The 20,920-nt window shown below is 42.0% G+C and carries 12 protein-coding genes; 6 read left to right on the top strand and 6 right to left on the bottom strand.

Translation table 11 applies throughout. From position 1 onward, the window contains the following. Positions 1-425: 425 nt before the first annotated feature. The 6 genes from QZT26_RS06775 to QZT26_RS06750 form a co-directional block, all read right to left on the bottom strand. Complete coding sequence (locus tag QZT26_RS06775) at positions 426-2,450, bottom strand: glycoside hydrolase family 15 protein (protein ID WP_099327057.1); 2,025 nt, start codon at positions 2,448-2,450, stop codon at positions 426-428. Between the two features lie 28 nt (positions 2,451-2,478). Further along, the gene (locus QZT26_RS06770) at positions 2,479-4,164 is read right to left on the bottom strand and encodes a GMC family oxidoreductase (RefSeq protein ID WP_164995497.1); all 1,686 of its coding nucleotides are present in this window, start codon (positions 4,162-4,164) and stop codon (positions 2,479-2,481) included. Next, a complete protein-coding gene (locus QZT26_RS06765; RefSeq protein WP_164995496.1) occupies positions 4,161-4,784 on the bottom strand; it encodes a gluconate 2-dehydrogenase subunit 3 family protein in 624 nt (207 codons plus the stop codon). Before QZT26_RS06765 ends, QZT26_RS06770 begins: the two co-directional genes overlap by 4 nt. Positions 4,785-5,105: 321 nt before the next feature. Continuing rightward, positions 5,106-5,465: a hypothetical protein gene (locus tag QZT26_RS06760; protein ID WP_295101335.1), complete on the bottom strand. Its 360-nt coding sequence runs from the start codon at positions 5,463-5,465 to the stop codon at positions 5,106-5,108. Positions 5,466-5,824: 359 nt separating this feature from the next. Further along, complete coding sequence (locus QZT26_RS06755) at positions 5,825-6,694, bottom strand: zf-HC2 domain-containing protein (RefSeq protein WP_164995494.1); 870 nt, start codon at positions 6,692-6,694, stop codon at positions 5,825-5,827. A 3-nt stretch (positions 6,695-6,697) separates the two neighbouring features. Then, positions 6,698-7,240 carry a sigma-70 family RNA polymerase sigma factor gene (locus QZT26_RS06750; RefSeq protein WP_295101333.1) on the bottom strand — a complete coding sequence of 181 codons (543 nt, stop codon included), beginning with the start codon at positions 7,238-7,240 and terminating at the stop codon, positions 6,698-6,700. Between the two features lie 1,039 nt (positions 7,241-8,279). On the opposite strand from QZT26_RS06750, the gene QZT26_RS06745 reads away from it, so the two are divergent. From QZT26_RS06745 to QZT26_RS06720, 6 genes are all read left to right on the top strand, one after another. Next, positions 8,280-10,913 carry an ATP-binding protein gene (locus tag QZT26_RS06745; protein WP_169703741.1) on the top strand — a complete coding sequence of 878 codons (2,634 nt, stop codon included), beginning with the start codon at positions 8,280-8,282 and terminating at the stop codon, positions 10,911-10,913. 421 nt (positions 10,914-11,334) lie between these two features. Beyond that, positions 11,335-11,499 (top strand): hypothetical protein, encoded by a 165-nt coding sequence (locus tag QZT26_RS06740; RefSeq protein WP_157820591.1) that lies wholly within the window; start codon positions 11,335-11,337, stop codon positions 11,497-11,499. A gap of 906 nt (positions 11,500-12,405) precedes the next feature. Beyond that, positions 12,406-12,963 (top strand): cyclic nucleotide-binding domain-containing protein, encoded by a 558-nt coding sequence (locus tag QZT26_RS06735; protein WP_295101339.1) that lies wholly within the window; start codon positions 12,406-12,408, stop codon positions 12,961-12,963. 914 nt (positions 12,964-13,877) lie between these two features. Next, the gene (locus QZT26_RS06730; protein ID WP_338140406.1) at positions 13,878-15,791 is read left to right on the top strand and encodes a hypothetical protein; all 1,914 of its coding nucleotides are present in this window, start codon (positions 13,878-13,880) and stop codon (positions 15,789-15,791) included. Positions 15,792-16,032: 241 nt separating this feature from the next. Further along, positions 16,033-17,277 (top strand): hypothetical protein, encoded by a 1,245-nt coding sequence (locus QZT26_RS06725; RefSeq protein WP_295101331.1) that lies wholly within the window; start codon positions 16,033-16,035, stop codon positions 17,275-17,277. A 475-nt stretch (positions 17,278-17,752) separates the two neighbouring features. After that, positions 17,753-20,803, top strand: a complete 3,051-nt coding sequence (locus tag QZT26_RS06720) for a TonB-dependent receptor (protein ID WP_295101329.1) — start codon at positions 17,753-17,755, stop codon at positions 20,801-20,803. The last annotated feature ends 117 nt before the right edge of the window (positions 20,804-20,920 follow it).

The following is a 20,920-nucleotide window of genomic DNA, read 5'->3' as shown; positions in this document are numbered from 1 at the left end:
GTTATCATTACAGGAAGTTCTTAAGTGCTGGAATGACATTGCTTGTTCTTTAGCAGAAAATACAAGAATCCGAAAAACACAGATATCAAAATACTTCGAGCATACCTAAAACAAGTTAGCGCTTATGCCCCCTTGCCCCCCACTGGGAAGGGATTTAAAGATTTAACGAAGCATGAAAGTATATTTTCAAATATCCTGGGTAGCATGGTTTCATTCTTTTTTCCATGCGAAGCCGGAGCTTCTCAAACAATTGCGTTCCCAAGCCGGAGCTTGGGAACGAGAGGAAAATCGCGGCGATAATGAAAAATTTTGTATATTTCATGCTTTCATCCTCTCACAGAATTGTATATTAACCATGACAGGGTTTCAAATCCTGTCATGGGTGTTTCTTTCATTTTTCAGGTGAAAATTTCCGTACAATCTGTTTATACATTACAGGGTTTTTGTACCTGACGGTGCATATAATACTGAGAATGGCCGCATGACTTACAGGTTAACAGCCGTTCTTTCTTCTCCATGTATTTTAGTAAGGCAGTAACAAATGTCGCATGACTCCATGTTAAGGGGGATACAGAGAGAGGTTCGTCGGTAAACGGATTTACCTGTTCTGCCAGGACTCCGGATTTCAACGCCTTGCCAACAACCCATTCCAGACCTGACAGTGCCTCATTCAATTCATCAAGATTTCCGGCCCGCATGATATCGTATTCCGTCATCCATAGAGTACAGATAAACCACGGATTCCCAGGAATGCCTTCTCTGCCGGTATTTACTCGCTGATAATAATCATTGGAATATCGCGCTATGCCGCCGACAGAAGTGTTTACCCTGAGACTCTTCTTAACAGCCTCCATTGTTGATACAGCCATCGGTTGGCCAGGGGCAAGTGTCTCAAATGCAATAAGCCCGTAAAGACTTGCATCTACAGTCATATCCAAATCATACCCTTTTGCGTTCCTTGTTCCCATCCTCGCAAAACGCCCTTCCGTTTTATTATAAAAATTCGCAATAAGGGCGTCTTTGATTTTATCCGCTATTTCATAATATTTTGTGCCGAATTCCTCTTCCCCGAAGGCGCAGGCAAAATTTCCAGCCGCCCTTAGTCCCGCGATCACTGCCGATACGGTAAAGGTATGCACCCCATATCGCTCTTCCCATAAATCGTATGAGGCAAGAGGCAATCCCGTCTCTTCATCTCTGAATTTCACCATAAATTCTGCGGCATTCATGATTAAATGCCGGTACAGGGGCTTCACAAACTCAATATCTCTGAATTTATCGTAATGATGCCATAATGCCCAAATTACCTGCGCAATGCCATCTTCCTGTATCGGAAGGCTCTTTCTCCGGTCTTTGAACCACGGATGCCATGAACTGGCAAGAGATTGATCAGGATTATATTTGTGGAGTAAATAGCCTTCCGGAGAAATAACATCCGCGCAAAATTGAAAAAAACGTTTTGATACATCACTGTATCCAGATTGTATAAGCGCGTATGCAACGAGGGCACCATCGCGAGGCCACATGTAGGAATAGGTGTCTTTCCCGAACTTGGTAATATCAGAATCATTTGCCGCAATAATCGCGCCATTGTTATCAATCTGTGTCCTCATTATCAACAAGCTCCGCTTAAAAAAAGACACCAGACTTTCGGGAAGATCGTAAAATTGCAGTGATTCCTTATTTACCCATAATTTCCAATAGTTCTCCGTGCGCCGAATGAGTTCTTCCGGTGTTTTTTCCCAGATACTCTTGTTGAGCGCTACCACCTCGCTATGTTTCCTGCCTGCAGCAATCCAGTAATGGGTTAAATTTTCCCCGTGTGCCTTTATATGGAGGTTAATGCCGATTGTAGAGTCCACTGACCCCTGAGCAATGGGATTGCCGCTCAAAAAACCGTCCTCCGCATCTCTCCACGTACCTTCCGCACCATGCATCTCCTTCTCGCCGGTGGCAAAATGGTCTACTCCGCACTTGGATGGGTCGCAACAATTAACTAAAAAATAACGCTGGGATTTATAATGAATAATTGACATGGTATCCGGGTCATAATACGCCGTGTCACCGATCTCATTGCCATAAATATGAAAATCATGATAAAAAAACAGCCTGATCTCACGATCTTTCCCATCAAGATTCCTGATGATGATTTCCTTTACAAATATGTTCAGATGGAAGTCGACCGTGTCGTACATCTGAAGTTCTATTTTCAGCCGGTCATTTTTTGCCTTTACGTCAGTAACTAGTGTATCCGTTTTATACGTCAGCGTTTTTTGCCACTCGCTGTCCACCCAGCTATAATGTCCATCCACCCAAATACCCATTCTGCACGGGTGGCCAATCGTATGATTCTCACTGCCGACATACGGATAATAAATATCACGTATCTGATACTCGGAATCAAATGTAACCAACATTGAACCGTTCCCTACCGGTATATCTCTGGGCATACCACCTCCTTCATCATAAAACGTTCAATTATCCGCCAAGTTGTTTCACAATCTTATCTGCAACACGGAAGGCGTTTGCATAAATTGTCCATGTATAAGGAATGCTTCCCCCCGTTGGCATAAAACTCCCATCGGTAACGAAAAGATTTTCAACACCATGGGCACGGCAATCAGGGTCAAGCACGGAATTTTTCGGATCATTTCCAAACCGGCAGCCGCCTGCCGCCAGGTTAGGCGGCGGCGAACCGCTTATGTTAGAGTAGACGTTTCTTACGCCCATTGTCCTCATAATATATGTTGCCTTTTTCGCCAGATAGTTGCCTATCTTGATGTCGTGCGGGTGATAACCAACCCTTACCCTGGCTACCGGCGTCTCCCACTTGTCTTTCACTTTCGTATCAAGGGAGACAAAGCAGTTATCCGTAGGCAGCCAATCGCAAAAGATTTCATATTTAAACTCGCGCATTTCGGTAAAGTGTTTTTTTAATGCCTGTTTTAAAGAGGTCCCCCAGCGCAGGTTGCCGTGGTCATCCCATTTCAGGTCTATCGCCTTTGCAATTGGACCAGGGTGTTCCAGCAGAAAATCAATGGTTCCACCCTTTTGCCTCCTTCCCCATACAGGGTTATCGATAAAATACCAGTCCTGTAAATTGCGGTTGAGGAACAGTCCCTGGAATTTCAATGACTCTGTAATCGTTCTGCCCAGCTTTTTATAGATAAGGTCTCCTCCTCCCGTGCCACCCGCTGAAAAAATAAGATTTTTGCCTACCTGCCCGGTATTGTTTGCCAGGCCGCTTTTATGGCGCGTTCCTGTAGAACACAGCAATAAACGCGCGGTTTCGATTGCCTGGCATGCGACAACAAATATTTTTGCATCAACTTGTTGTTGTTTGCCGTTCCTGTCGTAGTACTCCGCCGCAACAACCTTGCCCTGAGCATTGGTCGTAAGTTTATATACCTTGGCATGCGGCCTGATTTCACAACGGCCGGTTTCAAGGGCAGGATTTAATAACGCCGCCCGGGAGCTGCCTTTAGCTCCGGTTGAGCAACCATAACTGCCACACCATCCCGAATAGCCGCAGCTTTGCCGTTTCATGGCGCTGTTGGATAGAATTGCACGCGGAGTCGGTAATGGGTGTAATCCGAGTTTACGACAGGCAGTATCAAACAATCCGGAAATGGGGTGTTCAAGCGTAGGCGGGTAAGGGAAATTGCCGGTAGAACGCGGTTCAAGAAGTGGATGCGGCACAACACTGCCCGATACGCCGACAATCGATTCTACCTTCGTATAATACGGTTCAAGGTCTTCGTAGGAGATGGGCCAATCTATAAGATTAGCGCCATCTATCGGGCCGAAGGTTGAAAGCAAGCGAAAGTCTTCGGGTTTCATCCGGAAAAAAAATCCGCTCATAAAATTTGAGGAACCGCCAACACAACAGCCCCTCCAGAAATTCCATCCGGAAACAGAGGTTGGCTCGCTGTCCCATCCACCCAGTCCATCCGGTTCCTCAATTACATGCTGTTCATCTTGCAGATTCGGCGTGTAAACATCGCGTCTGCGACTGGCAAGCTCATCCTTATAAAAATCCTCTTCCTTAAACCAGGGGCCTTTTTCAAGGGCAACCACCGAATAACCCGATTCTGCAAGGGTGAGCGCTACGGGGCCGGCGCCGGCGCCGCTTCCTACTATACACACGTCAAAATCTGTATTCATATTTTTAGCAGGTCATAATAACGTTTATTCATCGGCGGCCGTGGATAACCTGGCCGATGTTCAAGCCACTTCCATCCTATGCCGTCCGGGTTTCCTCCGTACACAGGATCGCTTAACAAGGCTTCCAGCAGATAAGAAATTAGCTTAGAAATCCAATTTCTGCCGGCGGTGGTTTTTGAAATTTGTTGCAGCAAATCTGATTGCTGCAACTGCGGCAAATCTGCAAAAACGGCTTCGTGCCTTTCAATCGCCAGTTCATTCAACCACCCGACGCCATTCAGTATAAATTCCTTCTCATCAGTATCCGTCACCGGATCTGCGAGCATATTGCGCAAATACGAAATCGCATTGATTTCCTTCGCCCCCGGAGAATCTGCTTCCGAAGGAAAGAGATGGTCTTGCACTACGGACAGGGTTTGCCACGGGTCTTCTGTCAAAGCAGATGCGTGGCTTTTAACAGTCCTTGCTATCACCGGGGACAAAAGCAGTGTGGCAATAAAACCGGCAGCGCCCGAAAGAAATGTGCGCCTGCCGATGCTCTCAGACCCATGCTTACTGCGAGGAAATACATTATGTTTTCCTCGCAGTAAGCATTTTACATTGTGTTTTTTAATGCGCATAGATTAACCTTCGCAAGTATACCTTTTTCCATGTAAATCAAAATGTAATAAACATTCGAGATATCAGCTTACAGCGGAAGAATGCCTAAAAAGGGCTTACACAAAGGAATTGCGTAACAGTCACGTGGTAGTTAACAACCCCCTCAATCCCCCTTTTTTGAGAGGGGCAAGGGGGTTGTATTCTGCGCCCATTCCGAATACAGGCTGAACTGTTACAAAATACCCAAATGAAAATGTTTCTTTCACAACAGTGGGGTGAACTGTTACGGAATTGTTGTTCCTCCACGTAAGCCCCCTTTATTCGGCATCGGTTTATTTTAATTAACCGCACTTCCCTTCTTTCTTTTTCTCATCACTGCCACATTTTCCTTCACCGCATTTACCTTCTTTTTTCCTCTCGTCGCCGCCACATTTCCCTTCTTTCTTTTTCTCATTGCCGCCGCATTTACCCTCACCGCACTTTCCTTCCTTCTTTTTCTCATCACCGCCACATTTCCCTTCACCACACTTACCCTCACCGCATTTACCTGCGGTTTTATTGTCCATATCGGTTTTGAAGGCGGTTGCATTGCTGGGCGCGAATGGATTGGCCTCAGCAGATACAACGGTGACTAACGCAGATGCAATAAAAAATGCCACACCGAGTGTAACAGAAAGCAGAGACTTCTTTTTTATAATCATGATACATCCTTTCTTTCCAAACTAATTAAAATATAAATAAACAGTAATTTTAAAATCCCGATACCTCCGATATCGAATAAAAAAGGTTAAAGATATAGAATTAGAGCCTCATCTTAAATATTAAAAATTTGTAACCGTTCACTGGGTTTAAGTTATTGCCAAATGGGTACTTAATAAATTATGAATTTATCACAAAGAAAAATCTGAATTGCAAAGGCGCTTATTTCCAGCGCATTAAATTTTTGATGAATAATTTATGAATTTTATAAAAAAACATAACTTGCATGGCATACTATATTTAACTTCATTTTACCCTCCGTGAAAGGTTACAAAAATTTCTTGCCGTTCATGGTTCGCTTTTATACCTTTGTAAGCGCTTTTATCATTTTTTCACTATTTAACATTGATACCATAACGTACCGAGCGCCAGTCTCTTTCCATTCAACAATCTGGCAGGAGCCGCAAAAACCGGTACCTGTATATACAACCATCTTATCAGCTACGATCTCTTTCATTTTTCTAAAAGTGATGTCGGAATTACAAACCACAGCCAACGTAATTGGGGTATCATCAAGCATGTAAAAAACCAGGGGTACATTTTTGCCGTTAATATTAGTCAAAGACGCACCCACCAACTGTACATTTCCCTTCATAAAAGGGAGCGTTACCGTTAAACCAGTTTGTTTTTGAAAGTAATCCACAATAGCTTTTGCATTCTGTATCTGCATATTTTCTTCAATGCCAGGCAGGATTACACTTAGGCCGGTTCGATTTTGAAGACGTCCTATAATTTCTCCGGCATTCTGTAAACGTATGTCTGGAACAAGTTGCTTCATTATATAGTCGTGATATTTTGACTCCGTGAGGTAAAAAATATTATCTTTCTTCAGCGTATTTTGTATTACGAAAAAATAAGCAATAAGAACAATTGCGGTTGCTATGCCAGAGACTAATGCGAATCTGCCTCTCAACGAGAAATTCTTTATAAATTGAGCGAAAAAGTTCGGACGGCTTCCTGCACTCCTAAAAATTTTTTGTTCAAGGTATGCAGGGACTTTTGTCTTACAAACAGTTTCTTTCACTCTTTCCTGAAGCAGTCTTTCCTTTTCTATTTTCAGGCCGCATGCATGACACATATTAATATGCGACAAAACCTCTATATTCCTTTCCACATCGAGTTCGTTGTCGAGAAAGGCATAAAAATATTTTCTTACATCTGTACAATTCATTTCTTATCCTCTTTCGTAGCCATGTTTTTTTGCATAACCTGTCAATTTTTCCTTTAAAAACTTTCGTCCCCTATAGATCCTGGACATTACTGTCCCGATTGGGCAGTTAAGCATTTTGGAAATCTTCTTGTAGGAAAAGCCCTCTACTATCGAAAGTAAGACGACCAGTCGAAAATCATCGGGTAATTCTTCCAGCGCTTTTTTCACATCTGAGTCGAGCAACTCATCAAATGTTGCCTCATTCTCTGTATTTGAGGGCGTCAATACCTCTTCTTTTATTGATTCATGAAAGGACTCAATGCTGTCAAAATCAACCAAGGAAGGTTCTGTTTTACTTTTTCTATATTGATTGATGAAGGTGTTCATTAATATTTTAAACAACCATGCCCTTTCATTATTAACTATTTTGCCATTTCTGAGAGATTTGAATGCCTTTAAATAGGCTTCCTGGACCAGATCATATGCGTTATGTTCATTCTTGACGAGATACAGTGCCGATCTGTATAGAGCATCTATATGAATAAGTAGGAAGTCTTTTTGGTTCACGTTTTGTTATAAGCAAAATTAAAAAAGTGATGATATTGAAAATCATTACCGATTATTTATCTTAAATACGCCGGGTTTTAAGAGAGATAAGAGAACCGCAGATTCCCAAATTATTCCATAACAGATTATAAGGATAACACATAAGAGTAAAACACGGGGAGTCTTTTATTCACAAACACATTTTATAAATTCAGAACTCCTGATAGGGTGGAATTTTATTTGATACCAAATTAAATACAAGACTCAAATTTGTGACTGGTAGGACTTGCCCATATGCTCCTGCGTGGGAACGAAGGGCGTAAAAATGCCAAATATATCTTATGACAAATAAGAACCGGGATATATTCCCACAAAATAAAAAATTAGTAACAATGTAGCTTTATAGTATACGCAGCACTTCCCTTAAAACAGTTTAAATTTATCCTTTCTACGTGATAATTATTAAACAAATACCTTTATTTACCGATATTAAAAAAGTGTCTTCTGCGTGTACACACCCGTTACCTTCTTCAAATAACGTGTACGTTTTGCATAAAACTATAGGTGGTTTTTTTGTTTTTTCCCATAATACATGACTTTGAAACCTGAGTAGAAAGCCTATTATCACATAAGTGCAAAGGAGAAACTAATGAAAGGTGTGCAATTCAAAAATGTTAATTTATGGAACTGATAGCATAGAACCAGCAAAGGGAGGAGATATTCGTGATGATCGATTATATAAGCAAACGACAAGATCCGGCATACTCAAGAAGCTCATAAAATGTGAATTTTAAATTGATGCCCGGGGGGGGTAAATCACAAATTGTGCACCTTTTGAGTATATCTACTGGAATCAACCTGAAAATCCCCTTTAGTTTTTTGTAACACTTTAGTCTTTTGAAAAATTCCAATAATAGCGATGTTTGCTGCATAGTATAGGGGTGAAGCATTTGCTATAAATTACCATAAATACGTTCATGCCCAAACGGGCAAATGCTTCGCCCCTACTTTTCAAAAGACTAAAGTGTTACGTTTTTTTTGCAGAAGGGAGGAAAAAAAAGTGAAATCATTTAACATAAAATGGAAAATATTGCTATTCGGGCTTTGCGCCGCACTCATACCAATTGCCCTCATTACAACGATGTATTATCTGTATCTCAGAACGGAAATCCGTGACCGTGAAATAAACAGATTCACAGCACTTGCAAAAGCAAAAAAAAATTATTTACTCTTGTGCATTGCTTCGAAAGAGAACAGGGTAATTGATTTCTGCAGCGACGGATATATAAGAGAAAGTCTCGAAAAAATAACGCATGGGGAATACCGCAGCACTATCATACAATCATTAACTAAGTACTTAAAAACCGCCAAGTTGCCCATAGATACTCACATGTTAGGTATTCATATAGTAGATACTGAATATAACGTTATTGTATCAACAGATGAAAAAATGGCCGGAAAAAATATCTACACGGAAGAAAAACTTTTAACCAACATGGATTTTACACAGAAAAAGGTATACCTTTATCCTCTCCATTTCTGCTCTTTGTGCGGGATGAAAGGTTTTCATATAATATCCCCCATACACCATCTTGGAATCTCCCGTAAAGAACCGTTAGGATATCTTATTGCCTGCTTTGATGTATCGGCAATAAATGAAATCTTCACTGATTACAGGAATATTGGAGATACCGGGGAGGTTTATCTTGTAAACAGAGACAAGATTATGATTACGGAATCACGATTTGTTAAAGATGCGCCATTGCAGCAGAAAGTGGATACCGAACCGGTTCGCAAAATACTGGAATCATCACAGGAGATGGTAGGGATTTATACTGATTACAGGGAAAGACAGGTTGTTGGGGTTTCAATTGACATTCCTGATTGTCAGTGGATATTACTGGCTGAAACCGATAAGGCAGAGTTGTTTGCCTCTTTAAAAACGTTGGGAATCATATCTTTGGTTTTAGGCGTTTCCGTTTGTTTACTTGTATCTTGCACAGGGACGCTATTCGCCGCATCAATTTCAAGGCCTATTCAAAAATTAAAAGCCGCTACAAAGTCATTTTCTGCGGGGAATTTTAAAGGAAGGGTTTCTCTGCGCAGAAATGACGAATTAGGAGAGCTTGCAAACAGCTTCAATAGTATGGCAGATACCATTGAGAGAGAAATACAGTATAGCAGCCATACCATGTCTGAACTGGTTAAAAGCGAGCTAAAATATCGTTCAATCATCAACAACACCACTGCCCTCATATCAATAATTGACATGAATGGTCGCTACCTTCTGATTAACAAAGAATATGAAAATTTTATCCATAAAAAAACAGAGGAAGTTGCAGGAAAGACCGTACATGATATCCTTCCCCGAAAAGCAGCAGATGAAATTGTAATACACGATAAAAAGGTTTTTGAAACGAAACAACCGGTACAATATAAAATACAAGTGGACTCCGATACCGGGCAACACACCTTTATTTCCGTCAAATTTCCCATATTCAAGGCTGACGGCATTATGTATGCAATCGGAAGTATTTCTACCGATATAACCGATTTAAAGAAGATGGAAACAGAACTTCTCCATGCGCAAAAACTGCAAGGGTTGGGTGTGATGGCCTCCGGCATTGCGCATGAATTAAATAACATCCTCGCAGTCATTGACGCAAATATCCAACTATTGATAAAAGAAAGCAAGGGCAGGATAAAATTGCTGCAAGCGCTTTCTATTATTCGCGAACAATGCATAGACGGCGCTGAAGTCGTTCGCAGAATGAAAGAGTTTACCAGCACGTCTGTCGACCCCCGGAAAATGATCCAGGTTAATATGAACAGCTTAGTCAATAATATAATAGTTTTTACCAAGCCATTGTGGAAGAACATTGCCGAAGGTAAAGGCTTAAAATATCAATTGAATACGGATTGCCTTAAGAACGTGCCGAATATAAAGGGCAATTCCCCGGAATTAAGGGAGGTAGTATTAAATATTTTCCTGAATGCGCTGGACGCAATGCCTGAAGGAGGAACTATTTCACTTTCCACATGGGAAAAAGAAGGCTATGTTTTTCTCAGTATCGCCGACACTGGAACAGGCATGACTGATGAAGTAAAGGCAAAGATATTTGATCCTTTTTTTACTACTAAGAAAAAGGGGATGGGACTGGGAATGAGCGTCGTGTATGGTATTGTCAAACGGCACGGGGGAACAATAGAAGTACAGAGCCAGCCTGGGAAAGGCAGTACTTTTACCCTGAAATTCCCTGCAACGGCAGAAGAGTTACCACCACAGCCTTCATCGAAAGACGACGCCGGTAAAAAAAGAAAGAGTAAGTATCGTATCCTTTTAGTAGAAGATGAACTGGCTATTGGCAAAATTCTGGAAAACCTTCTTTCTGATAATGGATATATCGTTCAATATGTTAACGAGGGACGTAAGGCCATCGATTTGTTATCAAAAGAGTGCTTTGACCTTATGCTCTGTGATATCGGATTACCTGACGTCTCTGTGTGGGATATCATAAAGTTTATAGAAACAGTGGAAAAGAAACCAAAGATTGGCATCCTCGCCGGGATTCCTGATATTAAAGAAAAATACAAGAACGGGCAACTATTAGCATTTGACTTCATTATAACAAGTCCTTACGAACTGGAAGAGGTATTATCTTCTGTACGGCGTGTATTTGATAATACGGTGTAGGGTGAACTGCGAATACTATAGGTAGATTTTTTGTAACTATTCCGCGTAATTTATAACACACCCCTTATCCCTTCTTGATAGAGAAGACTTTTATTCGCGGGTTCAGGTTTGTAATCTGAACTCGCCGGAAATTTACGATTTTTTTAATCTGTACTACTATCCATCAACTTCTTGTTTTTTATGCTCGTTTTTCAAAATGCATAACCGTAAGGCATTGATTAGATGAGGATTACGTAAAGTTTGGAGCATTGGGTTTTTTGTCATTTGAATTTGTTTCGTATTTCGATATTCGTATTTTGAATTTGGTTGCGGCCAAAGGCCGCGCCAAGAAATCTGTGGTTACATTCATTTACACGTGTGCCTGAATAGTTACGATTTTTTTTCAAAAAACTAAATTGAAGACCCGGATGTTCTCCTGAAAATGGCTCGTTTAAAAAAATGGTGCGAAGATATCAACGCTTCACAAAAGAAAGCACGCTTTGATTATGTATTTGTTGATGAGGAGGATTTCAAGAAATATAAACCGGATTCATTTTCAAGTCTTATAAATAATTTCAGGAAATATAAAGGTGACAAGGCTGGCTAATATCTACAATGTCCCCTTTTGCTTTTGTCAGGTTAATTTGCAGGTTAATTTGTAGCTACACCTTGATTAGTTATTTAATCTTTGTTACGCGCATAGCAATTTTATCTCTATAATCATAAATCAAGGTGTGGCCCTATATTCCCTTTCTATATTTCTTTATACTACATCTCTACGGGTTCAGATTTGTAACCTGAACCAAACGTTTTATACTTTCAATCACACCTTCTATTGACAGAGGAAATGACAAATAAATTCAAAATTCCAAACAGGGATTTTGGCAACACTTTAGTCTTTTGAAACTGGAAATAATCATTTGTAGTACGACTAACCTCGTCGCACTACAAATGATTGTTGTTGGAGTTTTCTAAAAGACTAAAGTGTTACGGATTTTGTTATTTAGGCATTGGAGTTTTACCTCAGTACATGGCCCCATTATCCGCATAAACGCATCGATTCAGGTTACAAACCTGAACCCGCCTGGAACCATTTATAGCAAATGCCTCGCCCCTACACTATGCTGCAAACACCGCTATTATTGGAATTTCTCAAAAAACTAAAGCGTTACAAAATCTGCTTATTATCCCCTTGCGGTTTAACACAATATTAACATTTCCTTAATACTCCCTTAATATTTACCGTGTACTATGCTTTTTAGAAATTACATAGTACGTTGCTTATATTGTTGATTGATAAATTGCGAAATCCCACACGCTAGCTCAGACCGGCAAACGAAAGTTTGCAATACGGAAAGCATTTTGGGGAAATATATGCCAGGCACACTTGAATAATCCCGCATTAAAAAAATATTGAGAAAACTAAATCGTTATATACACCTACGCTTTATATATTTTTATACCGTGATGGTCAAAAAACATTAAAACAGAAAGGAGGCAAATTGTGGAAAAAATGTATTCGAGAATTGAGAAAGTAAAAGACGGTGAATTTATTATGGAGGAAGACACATGGGCATACTTTGCTTTTGTGCTTAGGGAGGGGAAGGCAAGGATGATGAAAAAAGTTGATGGAAGGCAAGTGGTTATCGGCACATTAAACAAAGGGGATATTTTTGGGGAAACGGGTTTTCTCGGAGAACCAAGGAGAACTACTTCCGTTGTTGCAGAAGGTGAAGTTATGGTGGAAATGATCGGAAGAGATTCCTTTATGAGGTTTTTTCATGAATTACCAAAGGACGTACAGGCTAATCTGTATGCAATGGATAAAAATCTCACAATTATTGCTGAAATCTACAGCCGGCTGGTTGTTTTATTCCAGATACTGCAAGACCATGAAACAAAAATGACTGAGGCAAAAACACTGGAAATGGAACTCGAAAAACTTCCGGAATTTGTGAAAGACATGGTGAGTGCCATTGCAAAGCGGCACAATAGGGCGGTTGAATGCCTTAACAAGCTTACCTGTCAGATAGAAGAGAAGCAGACAAAATTAATGTCCCATTATAGCTAAATAAAATAAGGCACGTGTTATAACGTATAGCAAGGTAAAGGTGAAATAAAATAACAACTAAAGTAACAATTTAGTTTTCGAAAAACGTATTATCTATAAGCTCCATAGGAGCGAACTGTTTGTAGCAAGATAAGATATTGTAACAGATCGTAGAGACAGGTTTGAAACCTGTCTCTACAATCAGGAGCGGCCTGTTTATCTATGAATCATAAACAGGCCGCTCCTATGGAGCTATTTACCCTATTGAATTTTATTGAGCTACAAACAGACCACCCCTAACGGGGTTATATTGTTTTTTATATATTGGATTTTCAAAAAGCTAAATTGTTACCAACTAATGAAGTGTGCCCGTTCATAAGGGTGCATTCCTGATTTTTTGAGACTTCCGCCATGTTTTAATGAAATATTGCCGTAGTGTTAACGCTGACAGGGTTCTGAACCCTGTCAGCGTTATGTCGTCCTGGCCCAATAAACGGTTACAAAAAATCGGGAATGCCCCCCGTTCGTAAAAACTCCGTACGACAAAGATTCAAATGTACGGATTGTTTAAATGGCTACATTATTATGAAATATGTAAACAACAAATCACAGATGGGTAAATCACGGCTACCCCTTTTGTAATTGTATCCCATCCATCCCGTTTTCAATCTTAACACAAAATTAACAAATCCTTCATATTCTCTTAATAAATAAAAGTTACATTTTCACGTATGTGATGCTCACAATCCGCTTCATGCAGATTGGCGCTCAATAAATCAGGCCATCGGTGGACTTAAATATTAAATGAACAAAAACGAATAATAAAATAATGAAAGGAGGCACGAATGAAACAGAAAATCGTATGAAAATAATGGAGCTATACTGATGCGCTAAACAGTAATTAATAAAACTATGATTTAAAGGAGAAATATATCGTGAAGAATATGAGAAAGATCGTATTGACAGCGTTGACAACACTTTTCTTTACAAGTGCTGCCAGCGCCGCCACAGTAAAAGTGTCAAAAAATATTGATACTTCTACTACATGGACTGCTGACAACGTATACCGGTTAGAAGGCCAAATCTTTGTTTTGCCTGGCGCTAGTCTTACGATAGAGGCAGGGACAGTCATTGCCAGCACTACAGACGCTGGAGGCAGTCTGGCGGTAGCACGCGGCGCAAAAATCTTCGTAAACGGCACAGAAGACAACCCTGTAATAATGACCTCTACCGACGATGTGGCTACATGGGAAAAAGATTCCAGCCACCCCAGCGGCGGCGACCCCAAAACCGGCACATGGCGTGAAGGCGCAAATGAGTGGGGGAATCTGACTATTATGGGTGAAGGAGTAATATCCGCTTCCCACTCCAAAGGTCTTCAGGTGGGTAGTAACACTAAAGATCCTTCAGGGCTAAATGAGGCGCAAATGGAAGGACTTACGGATGCTAATTACTCATTGTATGGTGGCGCAGATGACAATGATGACAGCGGTTCCATCAGCTATTTGTCCTTACGATATGCAGGGAGAGTGATTGGCCTTGGTAATGAGCTCAACGGTTTATCGCTGGGCGGTATCGGGCGTGAAACCGATATCGATCATGTTGAGATTATGAACAATGTAGATGATGGTATTGAAATCTGGGGCGGTACGGTTAATCTGAAATACGCCAGCATCTGGAACGTTGGTGACGACAGTTTTGACGTTGACCAGGGCTGGCGCGGTAAAGCACAGTTTCTTTTTGTTGTTCAGGGCTACAGCGTCGATGCAAAACAAGGTTCCGGTGTTGGCGACAACTGTTTTGAGATGGATGGCGCAGAAGATTCTGACGCTCAGCCAGTTACTACATCCGTAATTTATAATGCCACAGTTATTGGCAATCCACTTGATGGTGACCATGGAACTGCATGGCGAGATAATGCCCGGGTGCAGTTTCGCAATTGCATATTTATGGATCTGGGCGAAAAACTTGTAAGAGCCGACAATGATGATGGTGACGGCGCTAATGGTTATGGTTACAACGGCACGTTGTCATGGGAAAAGACGTGGGAAACAGATTACACAGTTACTTCCACTGTGAACGATTGTGGCGGATGTCCTTCCGCTGCTTCCAATAACGCCAGTAATCTTTATACAACCCAGACGTCAGGTAAACTTGCGGAAATCACAGACAGTGTGTTCTTCAGGAACCTTCATGCGGATGCATATACGGACGCAGATACAGTCGGCGTAACAACTAACGGCGGCAGTAATTCCGGAAAGAACAACGTGGTGGTTACCGGTACCGATAATAAGGATATGCCTATTGTTAGCTTAACCCGTGGTACAAGTTTTACTTCCTCAGAAGGCAAAGGCGTCCTTCCTGTAAAATCTGTAGACCCACGTGCCGCTAATGACGCCCTTGTTAGTGCGGGTACTGCACCTAATGACGGGTTTTTCACACCTGTTCAATATCGGGGCGCTTTCAGTGCGGATGATAATTGGATGCAGGGCTGGACTGCTGCGTACGCATACGGAATGATCGTTTCCGATGACGACGAAAATCCTGACGTAAACCCGGTAAAATCGATAACGGTATCGCCGTCTAGCCTAACCCTGAATAAGGGTGATAGCGCTGATGTGGCCATAACGTTGGCAGACGAAGACGGAAATGCCGTAGAAGGCAATACGGTTAAAACGAAGCTAAATCGTGCAGGCAAAAAACGTGTAAGTATATCGTCAAACAGTGAAGAGACAGATGAAAACGGTGAGGCTGTATTTACCGTTACTGCTAAGAAAAAAGGTAAAGCGGTGATTACCTTTCAATCAGACAGCCTGAAAGAAAAACTGAAGGTCAAGGTGAAGAAATAAACAAGTACGGTTGTGGATTAAATACTGTGGTGGGTTCAGGTTTGTAACCTGAACCCGCACAGAGTTGTTCGTGTTGCATAAGGAATGGGAGGCGCTGACAGATTATTTTTGTCCGTTTTCCCCTGTTTTACATAAGGCGAGTAACTAATGACGCAAATGACAAAGGTATTTACCGCACTTTTCTGGATATACGTCCGGCTAACGGACATCGAACCCTTTTTCTTAAAACCATTAATATAAAATGACAATACGATCAAGATATATCCTCTTAAGGATTGTTTTCCTGCTATTCTCATTTACGTTGGGCTGCGGCAGGTACGATACCGACAACGCTGCAGAACAGCATACAACACTTTTGGTAGAGACGCTAAAGGACCAACCCCTGGCTGCTTACCAAAGAGAATTGCTTGTCCTTGCGTTTGAAACGGCGTCAGCAATTCCTGTTAAGCCACATATTAAAGATAGGTCGCGCATGCAGGAAAAAGCGGCGGCGGCTTGTCTTGAGCTGAATCAGCCTTTCCTCGCTATTGGTTTTATTGAACATATTGACAACTGGCGCCGCGGTTCCGGTTACGGTGATGTTGCATTTTATTGCGCTAAAAATGGTTACACTGACGAAGCGATGCAGTACATTGACCTTGCAGATCAGGTCTCTTCCTCTGCCGAAGAATGGCGCAAAGTACATATAAAAGTGAAAATTGCTAATGCTTACCTGCTGCTTGGTGAAACAGAGAAGTCTGCACAATATGCATCGGGAGTAGAAAATGCTGCGTCCGGAAAAGTTGCTGGCGTTCGGGCGATGATTGCCAGTGAAGATCATTTTGAGAAACAAATGGATGCGCTGGATGCATGGATTGAATCTGGAAATTATGACGCAATCGTAAATGCATTGGAGGCTTGCGCTAAATTATTTAACAGATTTTATGAAAACAAGGGGTGGCGTATGCTGGCGGAAGAGAAGCTTAAAGCATCATGGGAAGTACTTCCGGTATTTAAGCGCATTGATCTACTTATGGGACTGGCAGGATTTGCGCTGGACCATGCCGACCAGCCGAAGACGCTTGAATTGGTAAATGAAACGCAATCGATTATTGATTCAGCACAATGGCGGCCTGAACATTATGTTTCACTTATGTCCAGGGTATCCAGGCTGCGTTATTTGGCAGGTGACAGGCAAAAAGCAATGGCAGATGCCGGCGATATCCTTAATTTTTATAATTTGCAGAAAGAAAAAATAATTACTATCTACCGGGCAGAAGCGTTGCTGCCATTAGCCGAAGCGTATCAGGCAATGGGTAACACAGAGGAAGCGCTTCAAATATATGCGATGGCGATTCAGGAAGGCGTTGAAAATCCCAATTCCAGACCACGGGCAGAAGATTTATCTGCCGCCTGTTTATCTATGGCGCTGCATGGTGTAGAGCCTGATGTTGAATTGTGGGGCAGAATACGCGGTATTAAAGAGGGACTTGGCGATCCCTGGTGAATAAAATAATAAATTATTTCTTAACCCTATAAATATAAAACGTACTTATGCAAATAAAATGGGGTGCATTCCCGATTTTTTGTATATCTTCACACATTTTGTTTTTTTACAAAAGATTGTAACACTTTAGTCCTATGAAAAAAACCGCTCGTTCCCAAGCTCCGATTTGGGAACGGGATTGTTTGAGAAGCTCCAGCTTCGAATGGAAAAGGGAATGAACCCATGATGTCAGCTTGGAGGCTTTTCAGTATGTTACCCAAGATATTTGGAGACCTCTTTTGAACCGAATAATACGCAAAGCTTCGCTTACTTGCTAAATGGAAGCTAGAGCTTCCAACGCAATTACGTTCCCAAGCCGGAGCTTGGGAACGAGCATTTTTGTTTTTCCAAAAATCTAAACTGTTACAAAAAATCAGGAATGCTCCTATAAAATGATTAGTTTGAATTCTGGCAGAAAAGGTAGATTTGTTTAAAAATGACGAATAAACGGAGTGGCTGTTTAAGCATCATCTTGTCATTATTATTTGCAGGTGTTGCTTTCGCTCAACAGAAAGGCTCAATTCGTGGGATTGTGTATGACAAGGAGTTTGATGCGCCATTGGCTACTGTACAGGTTACTATTGCAGAAACGGGAGATAAGATAATTGCTACAGACGAAGGAATATATTTGTTTGACCATGTAGCTCCAGGCAGCTATACGCTTATCTTTTCGAAAAGCGGTTATACCCGTCAGGTGCAGGCAAATGTGGTGGTTTCTCCAGGGAAGATGACGGAAGTTGAAGTTTCATTGTCGGGAGAGTTTACGGATATGGAAGAGTTTATTGTTGAGGATATTCGTACAGGAGATACAGAGGCGGGCCTTATGGAGCTTCGTGCTGAAAGCCCGGCACTTCTGGATTCCATTAGTTCAGAATGGCTACGTCAGGCAGGAGTGACTGATGCGGCAAGTGCATTGAGTCTTGTATCGGGCGCTACGGTGCAAGACGGCAAATTTGCTGTCGTGCGAGGGCTGCCGGACAGATATGTCAGTTCACAAATGAACGGCGTGCGGCTGCCTACCGCGGACCCGGATAAACGTGCCGTACAGTTGGACCAATTTCCTACGGAAGTAATAGAAAGCATTCAGGTAAGCAAAACATTTACACCGGATCAACAGGGCGATGCATCCGGTGGCGCTGTGAATGTGGTGCTGAAAGGTATTCCTGATAAAAATGTAATCAGATTTAAAACTGGATATGAATATAACACGCAGGCGGCAGGTAACGATAATTTCCTCACCTACAAGGGTGGAGGAGTGAATTTCTGGGGGATAGACAAGAAAAGCAGGGATATCCCTTCGGACGGTGTATTTACCGGTTCAATGGGAGTTACCGGAGACGAAGCGCCAATTGATTATTCAATGTCGATGGCCGCCGGGGGAAGAATTGAATTGGGGAAGGGCATCAGTGTAGGGGGGCTTGTCAGTTCCTATTATAAGAAGGACAGTTCGCATTTCGACAATGGTATCGATGATGCTTTGTGGGTTGACAGCAAATACAGGGGCGATGGGCTGACTCCGCAGTACGGAAACCCCGACTCCCCACCCGATCCACCCATACCCGCTGTTGGAGAAGATTTTAAAACCTCTCTATTTGATGTCACGGAGTCATCTGAAGAAGTGCAATGGGGTGTTTTAAGCGCAATTGGGATGGAAATAAAAAACCATTCGCTGCAAGCGCTTCATATGCATACCCAGGTTACGGAGGACAAGTCGATTCTTGCTGAAGATACCAGGGGCAAGGCATACTATTTCCCCGGATATGACCCAAACGACCCGAAAGGGCTGGGGAATGACCCGGACAATAGGTTTGCAGCCCCCTACCTCAGAACTGAAACGTTAAAATATACGGAAAGGGAGACCGATACACTACAATTTACAGGAGATCATACCGTGCCGTTCTCTGAAGCGGGCATTAATGATTTCTTTACAATACTCTCTCCTAAAATCGACTGGACAGTTGCCATGAGTTTTTCAGGTCTTAATGAACCTGACAAACGGCAATTTGGTTCTGCATGGTATGCAGAATCGTATGATGAAGGGTCTCCGGTTTATGGAATCGATCCGGAATACAAACCCGCTTATTATGGCCCATACACGCCTGCTGCAAACTTCCTGCTGGGAAATGCATCACGGACATGGACCGATATTTCGGAAAAAAGTAACCAGTATTTTTTAAATCTGAAATTCCCTTTTGAGCAATGGAGCGGAGATAAAGGATATGTGAAATTAGGGCTTTTCACGGATAAGGTAGATCGTAAGTATGATCAGGATTCATATGGCAATTACCGGCAAACTGGGGATAGCGCTATTCCAACGTATGAAGGATCATGGGATGACTATTCTTATAGCGACGAATTCCTTGATCTGGGCGGCCCTACAATGAAAGACGGCCCTCCCTTTGTTGATGTCGACTACGAGGGAGAACAGAAGATTTCGGCATGGTACTACATGGCGGACTTACCCCTCTGCTCATTTCTCAATGTGATTGGTGGAGCACGCTATGAAACAACGAAACTGAACGTAATAAATGACCCTGAAAAAGACGCTAAATGGGTTACTACCGATGAAAACGGGAATCGTCTATACGTTGACCTGCTTCCAGGAGATGCGGACGTCGCGTATCGTCAGTATGATGTGTTGCCTTCACTCGGATTTGTATTGAGACCCTTTAGCAAGATCACATTGCGCAGTTCATTTAGTGAAACCGTGGCGCGTCCGACTTTTAAGGAACTCACTCCGATTCAACAGCAGGAATTTCTGGGCGACGATGTTTTTATCGGAAATAACGCACTGCAAATGAGTGCACTAAAAAATTACGACCTACGGCTCGACTACACTCCTTATCATGGCGGCTTGGTATCAGTTTCCTGGTTCCACAAAGACATCGAAGACCCCATTGAATACGTGCAGGACCTGGTGAACGCTTTTTCATTTACGACCCCGCTGAATTTTCCTGAAGGGAAATTGACCGGTTTTGAAGTAGAGACACGACAGCATCTGGGCTATTTCTGGGATGTGCTGAAGGGTATTTCGATAGGAGGCAACGCAACGTTTATTGACTCGGAAGTGACGCTTCCTGAGAGCGAACGAACACGGCTTGCCGATGCCGGGGTGGAAACGACCAGCCGCAATATGATGAATGCACCTGAATATCTGTACAATATTTACACAATGTATGATATTGAACGCATTGGTACGCAAATAGGGCTTTTTTATACGGTGAAAGGAGATACGCTGGTGGCCGGTGCGGGAAATGTAAACGGAAACTATGTGCCGGACGTCTATGCAACGGAATACGGCACGCTTAATTTCAGCGCTTCAAAAAATATCGGGAAACACTTTAACATAACGTTTAAGGCGAAAAACCTGCTTAACCCTGAAATTGAAGAGGTATATAGGCCGCCGGGTTATTTAGGAAATGACGAGGTCAGAACCTCCTATACGAAGGGGATAGATTTTTCAATTTATATAAGCGGTACATGGTAAGACATTATTTTAGCAGAGACGCACTGCATGCGTCTCTACATTAAATGCATGGAAATGGCAATGTTTGTTTGCTTAAAAAATTACAAAAATATCAGTATTTTATTAAAAGAGGATGAA

This window comes from uncultured Candidatus Kuenenia sp., from assembly GCF_900696675.1.
GTDB lineage: Bacteria > Planctomycetota > Brocadiia > Brocadiales > Brocadiaceae > Kuenenia > Kuenenia stuttgartiensis_A.
This window is presented reverse-complemented; position numbering and strand designations above follow the sequence as displayed.

Bases quoted from the DNA above. Each gene is read 5' to 3' on its own strand.
- QZT26_RS06775 (WP_099327057.1), bottom strand. From the start codon at position 2,450: ATGCCCAGAGATATACCGGTAGGGAACGGTTCAATGTTGGTTACATTT.
- QZT26_RS06770 (WP_164995497.1), bottom strand. From the start codon at position 4,164: ATGAATACAGATTTTGACGTGTGTATAGTAGGAAGCGGCGCCGGCGCC.
- QZT26_RS06765 (WP_164995496.1), bottom strand. From the start codon at position 4,784: ATGCGCATTAAAAAACACAATGTAAAATGCTTACTGCGAGGAAAACAT.
- QZT26_RS06760 (WP_295101335.1), bottom strand. From the start codon at position 5,465: ATGATTATAAAAAAGAAGTCTCTGCTTTCTGTTACACTCGGTGTGGCA.
- QZT26_RS06755 (WP_164995494.1), bottom strand. From the start codon at position 6,694: ATGAATTGTACAGATGTAAGAAAATATTTTTATGCCTTTCTCGACAAC.
- QZT26_RS06740 (WP_157820591.1), top strand. From the start codon at position 11,335: ATGGCTCGTTTAAAAAAATGGTGCGAAGATATCAACGCTTCACAAAAG.
- QZT26_RS06735 (WP_295101339.1), top strand. From the start codon at position 12,406: ATGTATTCGAGAATTGAGAAAGTAAAAGACGGTGAATTTATTATGGAG.
- QZT26_RS06725 (WP_295101331.1), top strand. From the start codon at position 16,033: ATGACAATACGATCAAGATATATCCTCTTAAGGATTGTTTTCCTGCTA.
- QZT26_RS06720 (WP_295101329.1), top strand. From the start codon at position 17,753: ATGACGAATAAACGGAGTGGCTGTTTAAGCATCATCTTGTCATTATTA.